The organism is Streptomyces sp. NPDC041713 (assembly GCF_055591085.1).
In genome coordinates, this window is the sequence record NZ_JBVIZY010000028.1 from 1 (window position 1) to 12459 (window position 12459).

A 12459-nucleotide genomic window follows, 5' to 3' on the forward strand; every position below is an offset into this window, starting at 1 on the left:
ACCTTGAAGTAGATGACGGCGTCCACCCGGACCGTGACGTTGTCGCGCGTGATGCCGTCCTGCGCCGGCACCGGCATCGTCACGATCTGCATGTTCACCTTGCGGAGCCGGTCGATGCCGGGAACCACCATGGTGAACCCGGGGCCGCGCACCGAACCGGAGAGCCGGCCGAGGCGGAAGACCACACCGCGCTCGTACTGCTTGATCACGCGGCCCGCCGCCAGCGCGTAGACCACGCAGCCCGAAGCGACCGCCGATCCTGCCGTCAGCAGTTCCTGGACCATGGCACGACCCCCTGCCGTCCGAGCCGACCACTGTCTCAACGATATGCCCGCATATGTCCTCCGGTCGAGGGGCTGCCCGGAGGGCTTTCCGGACCGGCCGGAGGACATACACGGGCTCTGGTCAGGCGGTCAGTCCGTGCGGGGCCGAGACTCGTGCAGCCGCGTGTGATAGCGACCCTCCGCTTCGTAGCCCGTGGGATCCTCACCTGCGAGGATCACCTGGCGCACGGCGTCACGGCGCTCCTCGGGGCTGGTGAAGAGCCGCTGCGCGTACGTCCGCGAGGTGTCCGTCACCGTGGTGAGGCCGTGCGCGGCGAGGGTGTCGGCGATGGACTGGTACGGCACGGTCCGCAGGACGAACGCGCTCACCCAGAGCGGGCGCCGTGCACAGCCGAGCAGGGCGTCGAAGGTGCGCTCCGATATGTAGCCGATGCCGCCCGTGACCGTGATCAGACCGGTGCGGGCGACCGCGCGACGCAGCCCTTCGCTGGGCGGGTGCCGCTCCAGGTTCTCCGCATACGCCTCGTCGAGCAGACCCGCGTCCAACGCGTAGCGAGTGGCGTTCGCCGCCATGTCGAGACCGATGACCGGCGTGGCGTCGGGGCGCCGCCGCGACGCGTAGAACTCCTTGTCGCGCTCGACGAGTTCGTGCGGCGTGAGCGCGGCGGCCTCCTCGGAGGTGTAGTGCGCGTACAGGTCGGCGAGGGTGAGGTCGTGGTTGAGCAGCGCCGCGTTGATGCCGTACGAGCAGCACACGTCGAGGACCGTCACCGGGCCCTCGTCGGCGGCCTGCCGGGCCCGCAGGTCGCGCGTGCGGCGGAACACCGCCTGGGCGTGCTGCGGGATCTCGTACGCGTAGGGCGCCAGCGTGCGGAAGTAGGCGCGCGGGTCCGGCCGGTCGTAGATGTCGTCGAACCGGGTCTTGCCCGATGCGGTCCTTGTCCTGTGCCGGTCTGTGGCCATGGGGCACCTCCGGGAGAGAGGAACGGGTCTGGGGCAGACGTGCACCTCTACCCGACCCGTCCCGGCCCCCGATAGACCTTCTGGCGCTATCCGGCCACGGCACCGCCCCGGCGCGCACCCGCCCGGCCCGCCCGCTGACTACCCTGGAGCCGATGTTCTCCTCCCAGGGTCCCACGCTGCGTGAGCTGGCCGTTCAGGCGCTCTCGTCCACCGAGCACGGGTACGACCTGCTCGCCCCGAAGTTCGACCACACTCCCTTTCGTACGCCTGGCCGGTTTCTGACCGCCACAGCCGATGTCCTGCGCCCCCTGGGCCCCTTCGACGCGGGGCTCGACGTGTGCTGCGGCACCGGCGCCGGGGCCGAGGCGCTGCTGCCGCTGTGCCGGGAGCGGGTGACCGGCGTGGACTTCAGCGAAGGGATGCTCGCCGCCGCGGCACGGTCGCTGCCGGAACCGGGGCCCGGCGGCCCCGCCGTCGACTGGGTGCGCGCCGACGCCCGCGCCCTGCCCTTCCGCGGCGGCTACCACCTGGCCGTCAGCTTCGGGGCGTTCGGCCACTTCCTGCCCGCCGAGCGGCCCGCCCTGTTCGCCGGCGTCCACCGGGCGCTGCGCCCCGGCGGCGTCTTCGCGTTCCCGATCGGCGCCCCGCAGTCCTTCGCCTCGCCCTGGTACTGGGCGCTGCTCGGCTTCGACGGCGCGATGCGGGTGCGCAACCTGCTGTGGCGTCCGCGGTTCGTCATGTACTACCGGACGTTCCCGCTCGGCGGGGTGCGCGAGGACCTCGCCGCGGCCGGGTTCGACATGCGGCTTTCTCCTCTGGAGGAGTTCGGGCGGCGCGCCGACGGCAGTCCGCGCTGGCGCCTTGTCGTGGCCCGGAAGGTGTAGGCGCCGGGGCGGGTCAGAGTTCCTTGCCGTCGGCCGCCGCCTGCAGCGCGGCGACGTCCAGCTTCTTCATGCCGAGCATCGCCTGCATCGCGCGCTGGGACCGCTCGGGGTCCGGGTCGGTGATGAGCTCGCCGAGCACGGTGGGTACGACCTGCCAGGACAGCCCGTACTTGTCCTTGAGCCACCCGCAGGGGCCTTCCTCGCCGCCCTCGGAGAGCTTCGTCCAGTAGTGGTCGACCTCCGCCTGGTCCGCGCAGTCGATCTGGAAGGAGACGGCCTCGGTGAAGGTGAAGTCCGGGCCGCCGTTGATCGCCGTGTAGGGCTGGCCGTCGAGCTCGAAGTCCACCGTCAGGACGGTGCCGGCCGGACGCGGGGCGCCCTCTCCGTAGTACGAGACGTTCTTGATCTCGGAGTTCGGGAAGACCGAGACGTAGAACTGCGCGGCTTCGTCGCTCTGCAGGTCGAACCAGAGGTTGGGCGTGATCCTGGGCATGACGCTCTCCTGTCACGTACGCGGCGGTCCTGTCCGCCCGCATGTCTTGCCTAGATGGACCGTCGCACCGCCCGGAACTCATCGCCACACGGCAGGCAATTTGCGCGCCCGGTCAGCGGGGGTCGCGCACCAGCGGTTCGCGTTCGAGCACGATGCCGAAGTGCCGCTCGTACGCCGCGAGCACCTCCGCCTGAGAGCCCAGCTCTACGGTGTGCCGCTCGCCGTCCACGGTGGTGGTCAGCGTGCGGCCGCTGAGGGTGACCCGGCCCGCGTCGGTGAGCAGGGAGCAGACCAGGGAGCGGGTGAAGTGCGAGTCGGGTGAGGTGCGGTGGTACCAGGCACCCGCCTTGAAGTCGGCCAGTGCGCGCGGGCGCAGGTCGAGCAGGTACTGCCGTGTGCCGTCGCGGGCGACCTCCAGATCGCCCTCCGCGGTCTCGGTGAGGCGGAACGTGCCCTCCGGGTCCACCTGCTCGCCCCGGTCGGCGAAGGCGAGCGGCAACCGGGTGTGGCGGCCGAAGCCGACGTCCGCAAGCAGGTCGCCGCCGTCCTCGGTGCGCACACGCAGCGCCAGGTGGTCGTACGGGATGCCGGGCCGCCCCTCGTCGTCGAACACGCGGGCCTGCAACAGCGTGACGTCGAAGCCGAGGGCGGTCAGCAGCGCGGCGAACGCGCCGTTGAGCTCGTAGCAGAAGCCTCCCCTGCGCGCGTCCACGACCTTGGACACCAAGGCCTTGTCGGTGAGCTCGATGTCCTCACCGAGGTGGATCGAGAGGTTCTCGAAGGGCACGCTGCGCAAGTGCGCGGCGTGCAGGTCGCGCAGCGCCCCGATGGTGGGGGAGGCGGGGCGTTCGGCGCCGATGCGCCGCAGGTAGGCGTCGATCTGTTCGGTGTCCATGGGCACCAGTGTGGTGGGCGACGGCGGCCAGGGACACGGCGCGCCCTTCCTCGGCATGCCCTCGCGATCGACGACCGCGAGGGCATGCCGGTAAGACCGGTGAAAGCCGTCGTCAGTGGCGGCCGTTCCTGGAGAGCGTGCAGGTGGCCTCGGCGGTCCGGTGCGGGTCGCTCACCGAACGGGCGGTCAGGGTGATCCGGCCGTGTCGGGACGAGGACTTCGCGGTGACGGCGACGTCCACGTCGACCGTGGAGCCGGCCCTGGCCGTGGCCAGCTTGCTGGGCAGCCAGGCCGACCAGCCGCGGCCCGACGCCTTGGCGGAGAGCCGGTAGACGTCGGAGTCGAGGTAACGGGCGGCGTCCTCGGGGTGGCCACCTGGCGCCTCGGCCGACGCGCGCCCCGTGTTGGTCAGCGGGAAGGTGCAGGTGGCCCGGCTCTTGCCGGGGTCGCCCGCAGCCTCGCCGCGCCCCAGCGCGGTGCCCCGGCGCTGCGGGCCCGCGCCGTCGAGGGACTTCACCGCCACGGTGTACGAGAGCACGCCCGCGCGGTTGCGCCGGATGTCGGTGACGTAGAAGTGCAGACGGTTGGCGCGGTCGACGTACTCATAGGAGCTGCCGGAGTCCGTTCCCGCGTGGAAGAGCGCGTCGCTGAGCTGACGGTAGTCGCCCATGGTGATCTTCTGCGGGGTGCCGTCGGGGCGGGTGAAGTCCACCATGTCGATGTCCTCGGGGTGGGCGTCGACCACCCAGGCGAACGGGGCCCGGTCCGCGTTCTTGGTCTTGGTGATCAGCACCCCGTTGTCCGGTGTGAAGGAGTCCATGCCCATGCGGTCGACGACCTCGACGGTGTAGTTCTGGTAGCCGCCGCCGTCGCACAGCGGGTCGGTGTCGCGGTCGCAGGCGGGGGAGAGGTCGCGGGACATGGCGATGTTGACGCCGGACAGGCCGGTGGCGCCGGGCGGCGCCGAGCGCGCGGTGACCTCGGCGACGACCACGCCGGAGTCCTTGAGCGCGTCGCGGTCCAGGCGCAGCACGTTCTTCTCGTCCACGATGCCGAGCTTCAGCTTGTCGCGCAGGATGTGCTGGGAGCCCATCGAACCGCCCTCGGCGGCGGGGATCTTCCAGCGGGTGTGCGGTCCGCCGGGCCCGTTGAACGAGCCGCGCGACAGCATGCTCCAGATGCCGGTGTAGGAGCGGCTCAGGGGGGTGCCGTACGGGTTGTTGTAGTTGTCGCCGATGCCCAGGATGTGGCTGAGCTCGTGGGCGTACACCCCCATGCCGGAGCTCTCGGCCTGGGTGGAGGAGCCGGTCACGGCATTGGGCCAGATCCTGGCCGCGGCCTGCCAGGACGTCCACGGCACATAGCGGGTGGCGGCGGAGTTGCCGCCGGCCGCGATGGGTGAGGGCGGGCCCCACGCGCCCGGCACCTGATCACCGGCGGCGAACTTCATCTGCCCGAACTCCTGCCAGGTGGAGGACTCGTCCTGGCCCGCGGTGAGGAAGAAGACGAAGTCGTACTCGGCCGCCTTCTCCGCGCCGACCTCGGCGATCCAGGCGGCCTTGCCGTCGGCGCGGATGTCCTTCCCGCAGGTGGACGCGAGCGGGCAGGCGCCCGGGTTCATGCCGGGCTCGACGCCGTACTGGAAGGACTTGAACGGCATGCGGTACACCCCGAAGGCCTTCAGGTCGACGCCTACGCGGCCGCCGGAGTCCTCCATCCAGTACTCGTTGATGGTGTGGCCGCGGTTCAGTGCGCCGGGTTGGTTGAGGAAGTCCTCGTAGAAGGTGGGCAGTCGGTCGCGGGGGACGCCGGAGGCGGTCGGCTGCGGGTTGCCGAAGACGGTCGACCCGGGCGGCTTGCTGAGGGTGAACTCCTCGTCCGGATAGTCGAGGAGCACCAGCGCGCCCTTGAAGGTCCGCTCGGTGGGTTCGCGTCCGGGATCGGCCCAGTCGGTGCCGGGCACGGAGCGGTACTCGCTCCAGGTCATGTCGTCGGGGTTGCGCCAGTTCTGCGGGTCGATCGGGCGGATGAGGGAGGGCCGGGCCGGGTCGGGGCCGTCGGGCCGAGCCTGCGCGGTGCCGACGGCGGTCGCCGCGAAGGCGGCGAGCACGGCGGCGACCACGGTGGCGCGACGGACCGGGGCGCGGCGTGGACGGGTGGCGCGCCCGCGGTCGGGGCGTCTGTGACGGAGGAACATGGCTCACCTCGTGCCTCTTGCCGGGACATGATGGACAAGTGCATGACAAGCCGTGCGGGGTGCGAGAACTGCTGTTTCACGGTAGGCGGCCGGAAGCGGTGAGAACAGTGCGCCTCGGTGACGCTCCTGGGTCAGCGGTCACGCGGCGGGTCGCGACGCGGTGTACCGCCGGAACCTGTTGCCCGCCTCGAAGGGCTCCGCACGGAATTCGCCCCGCTCCATCAGCCGCCCCGCGTCCTCCTCCGGGTAGAGGCGGAAGGGGGAGCGCTGGTGGACCAGCAAGGTGTTGCCGCGCAGGATGAAGTAGTCCTTCACGAACCGGCCCTCGCCCTTCTCCTCGATCTCCTGCGCGTAGACGAGTCCGCCAGGAAGCGTGCGCCGGTAGGGGTGGTGCGTCCGCTGGACGGCCAGGAGGAGCAGGCCGCCCGGACGCAGGGCCGCGGCGACGTTCCGCAGGCCGACGATGATGTCCTCGTCCTCGACGAGGTGGCTGCGACGGCAGGTCGTCCGGGCCCAGGTCGAGCAGGCGCTCACAGGCCAGCCCCGTCCCCACGCCGAGTTCGAGCAGGTCCGTGCGGCCCTCGGTGCTCTCCAGGAGGGAGCGGGCGTACGCGTCGTAGTCGTAGTAGCCGGACGTCATGATGAGGTCGTAGTGACGGGCGAGCTCGGCGTACGACTCGGTCACGTGCAACACACCACCTCACAGGGGGCATTCTTCACGGGGGACATTGTTGTCCGTTGCATGCCACTCCGTCCGAACGCCGTGGGCAAGGGATTTCTCGGACAGGTCGTGATCTCTCGGGCGATGGAAACCGGCCAACGGGTCCTCATTCCGCCAGGGGTTGCGGGTGTGGATGCGTGAACGATGCAGGTAAATGGGCGGAGACTGCGGCCCGAGACAAAGGGAATAGAAAATTCCGCGCCAATGACGAAGAGAGCGTTGACACGTGACTGCGCCCTGTGGCCTAGAAAAGGAGATCGGCTCTCCTCCCAGGGGATGACTCGTCGCAGGGCGCAGTACAGCGACCGTGGGCCGATAGTCCGGCTCGCAGGCGGACTTGCTCGCGCTTCTCGGCAGTGAGGATGGAGACCGATCCTGCTGGACCCGCTGACGTGCGCCGATCGCACCGGCAGAGGGTCGTCCACGCCTGCCGAACCCGACGGGAGTCCCTTCGCCGTGGCTACGTTCCTGTACAAACTAGGCCGCTTCGCCTTCCGGCGACGCCGCTACGTGGCGCTGCTGTGGGTGGTGGCGCTGGCGGGGGCGATCTTCGCCTCCGCGACAGCTCCCGCCCCGCCCGAAGACTCCTTCTCCATGCCGGGAACGGAGTCCCAGAAAGCCTTCGACCTCCTCGAGAAGCGCTTCCCCGACGCCAGCGCCGACGGTGCGAGCGCCCGTGTCGTGCTCCGGGCCCCCGACGGCGAGAAGATCAACTCCGGCAAGCCCAAGGCCGAGGTCGAGAAGCTCGTCGCCGCCATAGGCAAGGGCCCGCAGGTGTCGAGCGTCGACGACCCCTACAAGGCCCGGACCATCAGCAAGGACGGCACCACCGCCTACACCGCGGTCACCTACAAGGTGGTCGCCACCGAGCTGACCGACAAGGCGCGTGACGCGCTGACGGACGCCACCGACGCGACCCGCAAGGCGGGCCTCACGGTGGAGACCGGCGGTGACGCCGTCATGGCCGAGCAGGAGATGGGCGGCAGCGCCGAACTCATCGGCATCGCCATCTCCGCCGTCGTCCTGATCCTCACCTTCGGGTCGCTGGTCGCCGCCGGCATGCCGCTGCTCACCGCGATCATCGGCGTCAGCATCGGCATCTCCGCCATCGGAGCCCTCGGCAGCGTCCTGGACCTCTCCGCCACGACCTCCACGCTCGCGATGATGATCGGCCTCGCCGTCGGCATCGACTACGCCCTGTTCATCGTCTCCCGCTACCGAGCGGAGATAGCCGAGGGCCGCGAACCGGAGGAAGCCGCGGGCCGGGCCACCGGAACCGCCGGATCCGCCGTCGTGTTCGCCGGCCTCACCGTGGTCGTCGCCCTCTCGGGCCTCGCGATCGTCAACATCCCCATCCTCACCAAGATGGGCCTGGCCGCCGCCGGCACCGTCGTCATCGCCGTCCTCATCGCGCTCACCATGATCCCCGCGCTGCTCGGCTTCGCGGGCCGCAAGGTACTGCGCCGCAAGGACCGCAAGAAGTCCGCGAGCGAACTCGCCGACCCGAACGCCAAGCCCAAGCTCGGCACCCGCTGGGCCCGCTTCGTGCTGCGCCACCCCCTCTCCGTGCTCCTGGTCGCCGTCATCGGCCTCGGCGCCGTGGCCGTACCGGCCACCAGCCTGGAGCTCGGCCTGCCCGACGAGGGCACCTCGGCGCCGGACACCACCCAGCGCAAGGCCTACGACATGCTGTCGGAGTCCTTCGGCGCGGGCTTCAACGGCCCGCTGATGGTCACCGTCACCAAGGACTCCGGGGTGGCGGACGCCGCCAAGACCGTCGGCGAGTCCATCGGCAAGATCGACGGCGTCGTCGAGGTGAGCCCGGCGCAGGCCAACAAGGCGGGCAACACCGCCATCATGAACGTCGTCCCGAAGACCGGGCCGAGCGACCACGAGACCGAGGAACTGGTCAAGTCGATCCGCTCGATCGCCGACGGCGTCGGTACCGACACCGGCTCCGAGGTCCTGGTCACCGGCCAGACCGCGATGACCATCGACTTCTCGCAGACCCTGGACGACGCGCTCCTGCCCTACCTCGCACTGGTCGTCGGCCTCGCGTTCCTGCTCCTGATGCTGGTCTTCCGCTCGGTCCTGGTGCCCCTCAAGGCGGCGCTCGGCTTCCTGCTCTCGGTGGCCGCCGCGCTCGGCGCCGTGGTCGCGGTCTTCCAGTGGGGCTGGCTCGCGGACATCGTGGGCGTCGACCAGCCGGGCCCGATCATGAGCATGATGCCGATCTTCATGATCGGTGTGGTCTTCGGCCTGGCCATGGACTACGAGGTCTTCCTCGTGACCCGGATGCGCGAGGCGTACGTCCACGGAGCGCGCCCCGGCGAGTCGGTCGTGACCGGCTTCACCCACGGCGGACGGGTCGTGGCCGCGGCCGCGATCATCATGATCAGCGTCTTCTCCGGCTTCATCATGGAGAACGACGACATGATCAAGATGATGGGCTTCGGCCTGGCCATCGCCGTCCTCTTCGACGCCTTCGTCGTCCGCATGGCGATCGTGCCCGCGGTCCTCGCCCTGCTCGGCAAGTCCGCCTGGTGGCTGCCGCGCTGGCTGGACCGACTGCTCCCCAACGTGGACGTGGAGGGCGAGCAGCTGCACAAGAACCTCGGCGACACGGGTTCCCCCGAGGCCGAGACGGACCGGGAGCTCGCCCCCGCGGGCCGGTAGGACCCCTGCTCCACCACGGGCGGGCCGGTCGGGACATCCCTCAGGGGAGCGTCCGGGCCGGCCCGCCCGGTCTTTTGTCAGCGGCTGTCCGCGTAGACCACCCAGACCTGACCCGGGGCGAAAGGCATCGGCTCGCCGCCGGGCCGCGTGAAGGTGGTGCCCCCTGCGGCCGTGGACCGCTTCCAGCGCACGGGGTAGCTCTTGCCGTCGCGCAGCACCTGCGCCGTGCCGCTGCCGACCGTCTCGATGTACGGCGTCACCGCGCCGTTGACGTCCTTGGAGCGGGAGGGGCGCATGGACACGTACTGGATCACCACGGTAGGGGCGCCGAGCCGCGACCCCGAGGTGCCGCGGGCCGGTGCCCCGTCGAAGGAGGCGAGCCAACGGCGCTCCCGGGGCGACCAGGTGAAGGTGTGGCTGGCGGAGGCGTACCGGACCGTCGTGGCCCTGGTGGGGGTGCCGCCCTCCGGCGCGGGTCCGAAACGGAAGCCGATGTCGGTCGGGTGGTTCGCCTGCGGCGCCGAGCGCAGCAGCGTCTGCGGCCGGACGAAGAGGTTGTGCGGCGCGGGCCGGCCGCTCTCGCGGAAGTAGGCCCCCGGGACGCGCGCGTGCGGGCGGGCGTAGAGCGAGGAATCCCTGAGCGTCTTCTGCAGCGCTCTGCGCACCCCGGAGTAGGCGAGGACGGGCCGGCCGAACTGGCGCAGGAGTTCGACGTCGGACTCCCGCGCGCTGCGCACCGGACCGATCGCCTCCGGCAGCCGGCCGGAGTAGACGCCCATCAGGCGGCTCATCCCGCCCTCGACCTTCTCCACGTAGACGATGTCCGCCTGATCGAGGCCGGTGTGCGGCCGGGCCGCGCGCGCGTTGTCGAACTTCACGGCGAGGACCGGACCCTGAGGCGCCACCAGCCCGGTGAAGGGCGAGGGGGTCCGAGGCGCGCGCGTGTCCTCATGGGCGGGGCCGCTCGCGTACGAGGGGACGCCGACGACGAGCGTCGCCGTGGCGACCAGCGCGAGCAGCTTCGCCCCGAGGCGGGTGCGGCTGGTGGCCCTGAGTCTTCCTGCTGCCGTCGAGGCATGCATCGAGGCGTCTCCCTTCGTGACGGAACCGGTCGTGGCCTGAGGCCTCCGCGGGTCTTCGCGGTGCCAGTCGTGTCGGGCCCGCTCCGTCTGCCGTGGCCGCACCGTGGCTGGCGCAGTCCTACCTCCGGCCACCGCGGGCCCAACCGCCGCTGCGGCCATCCACCGTCGTCCCGTCACTCTTTCCGGGGGGCCTTCCGCGTGGCTCCGCCCGGGCGTCGGCGAGAATCATGTGCATGGCAACGCTGAGCGAGATCCTCCCCGCGGACGCCGTGCTCCTCGACGCCCCGGCGGCCGACTGGCGCGCGGCCGTGCGGCACGCCGGTGACCTGATGGTCGCGACGGGAGCCACCACCGACACGTACACGACGGAAATGATCGACAACATCCGGGCCAACGGGCCCTACGTCGTCATCGCCCCCGGACTCGCCCTCGCCCACGCCAGACCCTCGCCCGCCGTCCTGCGCACCGGCATGTCCTGGGTGCGTCTCGCGGAGCCGGTGGAGTTCGGGCACGACACCAACGACCCCGTCGACCTGGTCGTCGGCCTCGCCGCGCAGGACGCCGCCGAGCACACCGCGGCGATGGGCGCCCTCGCCCGGCTGCTCGCCGACCCGGACACGGCACGCGCCCTGCGCGAGGCGGCGACCCCGCGTGCCGTGCACGCGCTCCTCACCGGCGGGGGAGTGGGGCCGGCCGCGCGCCACGAGCCGGCGGGCGGCGGCGACCCGCACCGGATCCTGACGGTCTGTGGCAACGGCGTCGGCACGAGCATCTTCCTCAAGCAGACCGTCGAAGGCGTCCTGGACCACTGGGGATGGAGCCGGTACGTCACCGTCGAGGCGACCGACACCATCTCCGCCAAGGGCCGGGCCAAGGAGGCGGTCGCCATCCTCACCTCGCGGGAGATCGCCGCGACCCTCGGTGACGTGGGCATCCCGGTGAAGGTCGTCGAGGACTTCACCAGCGCGGCCGAGGCCGATCGCGTGCTCCGGGACACCTACGACGTCTGACGGCCCGCCCCCGGGCAAGGAGAACCCACCATGGACGTGCTCGTGCCGATCGCCGAGTTCCTCGTCGACGAGATCCTCAGCCAACCCGCCTACCTCATCGGCCTCATCACGGCCGTGGGCCTGATCGCCCTGAGGAAGACCACCGGGCAAATCGTCGGGGGAGCCATCAAGGCGACCCTCGGCTTCCTGCTGATCGGCGCGGGCGCCACCCTCGTCGTCGGCGCCCTCGCCCCGCTCGGCGAGATGATCCAGGGCTCCACCGGGGCACACGGCGTGATCCCCACCAACGAGGCGATCGTCGGCATCGCGCAGAAGGAGTACGGATCGCGCGTCGCCTGGCTGATGATCCTCGGCTTCGCCGTCAGCCTGGCCCTCGCCCGCTTCACCCCGCTGCGCTACGTCTTCCTGACCGGCCATCACATCCTTTTCATGGCGACGCTGCTGACGATGGTCCCGGCCGTCGCGGGCCGGCCGTCGTGGGCCGTGGTCCTCGTCGGCGGTGTCCTGCTCGGCATCCTGCTTGTGGCCCTGCCCGCCTTCGCGCACCCCTGGACCAAGCGCGTCACCGGCGACGACAACGTGGCGATCGGCCACTTCGGGACGGCCGGTTACATCGCGGCCGGCGCGACGGGGCAGCTGGTGGGCCGCCGCAGCCGCAGCACCGAGGAGATGAACCTCCCCGAAGGCCTGCGTTTCCTGCGCGACTCGATGGTGGCGACCGCCCTGTCGATGGTCCTGATCTACCTGATCATGTCGCTGGTCTTCCTCGGCAAGGCGGGCAAGGAGACGGCGTTCAAGGCCTTCGGCGAGGACGGCGCGCCGGGCGCGAGCGGCATCGGCGACTACGTCATGCAGTCGGTCATGCAGGGCCTGCAGTTCGGCATCGCCGTCGCCGTGATCCTCTTCGGCGTCCGTACGATCCTGGGCGAACTCGTCCCGGCCTTCCAGGGCATCGCCCGGAAACTGGTGCCCGGCGCGGTGCCCTCCCTCGACGCGCCCATTGTCTTCCCCTATGCACAGAACGCCGTCCTGATCGGCTTCGTCGCCAGCTTCACCGGCGGCCTCGCGGGGCTCGGCCTGCTCGCCTGGATCTTCCATCCGGCCTTCGGGCTCGCCCTCGTCCTGCCCGGCCTCGTCCCGCACTTCTTCACGGGCGGCGCGGCGGGCGTCTACGGCAACGCGACCGGCGGCCGGCGCGGCGCCGCCGCGGGCGCCTTCGTCAACGGCCTCCTCATCACCTTCCTGCCCGCCCTG

Annotated in this window: 11 protein-coding genes; 4 read left to right on the top strand and 7 right to left on the bottom strand. The window is 71.0% G+C overall.

Annotated elements, in window-relative coordinates; all coding sequences use genetic code 11:
- A partial coding sequence (locus ACZ6CV_RS37140; protein WP_469256311.1) for an SPFH domain-containing protein occupies positions 1 to 284 on the bottom strand: 284 nt, incomplete at its 3' end.
- Positions 285 to 413: 129 nt separating this feature from the next.
- Positions 414 to 1247: a hypothetical protein gene (locus ACZ6CV_RS37145; RefSeq protein ID WP_469256313.1), complete on the bottom strand. Its 834-nt coding sequence runs from the start codon at positions 1245 to 1247 to the stop codon at positions 414 to 416.
- 152 nt (positions 1248 to 1399) lie between these two features.
- Here ACZ6CV_RS37145 and ACZ6CV_RS37150 point away from each other — a divergent pair, with 152 nt between their 5' ends.
- A complete protein-coding gene (locus ACZ6CV_RS37150) occupies positions 1400 to 2131 on the top strand; it encodes a class I SAM-dependent methyltransferase (protein WP_469256315.1) in 732 nt (243 codons plus the stop codon).
- A 13-nt stretch (positions 2132 to 2144) separates the two neighbouring features.
- On the opposite strand, the gene ACZ6CV_RS37155 is transcribed toward ACZ6CV_RS37150, so the two are convergent.
- From ACZ6CV_RS37155 to ACZ6CV_RS37170, 4 genes are all read right to left on the bottom strand, one after another.
- The gene (locus ACZ6CV_RS37155; protein WP_469256317.1) at positions 2145 to 2624 is read right to left on the bottom strand and encodes a VOC family protein; all 480 of its coding nucleotides are present in this window, start codon (positions 2622 to 2624) and stop codon (positions 2145 to 2147) included.
- Positions 2625 to 2736: 112 nt separating this feature from the next.
- Positions 2737 to 3519: an arylamine N-acetyltransferase family protein gene (locus ACZ6CV_RS37160; protein WP_469256318.1), complete on the bottom strand. Its 783-nt coding sequence runs from the start codon at positions 3517 to 3519 to the stop codon at positions 2737 to 2739.
- Between the two features lie 112 nt (positions 3520 to 3631).
- On the bottom strand, positions 3632 to 5716 hold the full coding sequence (locus tag ACZ6CV_RS37165; protein ID WP_469256320.1) for a M6 family metalloprotease domain-containing protein: 2085 nt from the start codon (positions 5714 to 5716) through the stop codon (positions 3632 to 3634).
- 138 nt (positions 5717 to 5854) lie between these two features.
- Positions 5855 to 6250: a hypothetical protein gene (locus tag ACZ6CV_RS37170; protein ID WP_469256322.1), complete on the bottom strand. Its 396-nt coding sequence runs from the start codon at positions 6248 to 6250 to the stop codon at positions 5855 to 5857.
- Positions 6251 to 6893: 643 nt separating this feature from the next.
- Here ACZ6CV_RS37170 and ACZ6CV_RS37175 point away from each other — a divergent pair.
- Positions 6894 to 9113: an MMPL family transporter gene (locus ACZ6CV_RS37175; protein WP_469256326.1), complete on the top strand. Its 2220-nt coding sequence runs from the start codon at positions 6894 to 6896 to the stop codon at positions 9111 to 9113.
- 77 nt (positions 9114 to 9190) lie between these two features.
- On the opposite strand, the gene ACZ6CV_RS37180 is transcribed toward ACZ6CV_RS37175, so the two are convergent.
- A complete protein-coding gene (locus ACZ6CV_RS37180; RefSeq protein ID WP_469256328.1) occupies positions 9191 to 10195 on the bottom strand; it encodes a DUF3048 domain-containing protein in 1005 nt (334 codons plus the stop codon).
- Between the two features lie 233 nt (positions 10196 to 10428).
- On the opposite strand from ACZ6CV_RS37180, the gene ACZ6CV_RS37185 reads away from it, so the two are divergent.
- Both ACZ6CV_RS37185 and ACZ6CV_RS37190 read left to right on the top strand, forming a co-directional pair.
- Complete coding sequence (locus ACZ6CV_RS37185; RefSeq protein WP_469256330.1) at positions 10429 to 11205, top strand: PTS sugar transporter subunit IIAB; 777 nt, start codon at positions 10429 to 10431, stop codon at positions 11203 to 11205.
- A 30-nt stretch (positions 11206 to 11235) separates the two neighbouring features.
- On the top strand, positions 11236 to 12459 hold a 1224-nt coding region (locus tag ACZ6CV_RS37190), incomplete at its 3' end, for a PTS ascorbate transporter subunit IIC (protein WP_469256331.1).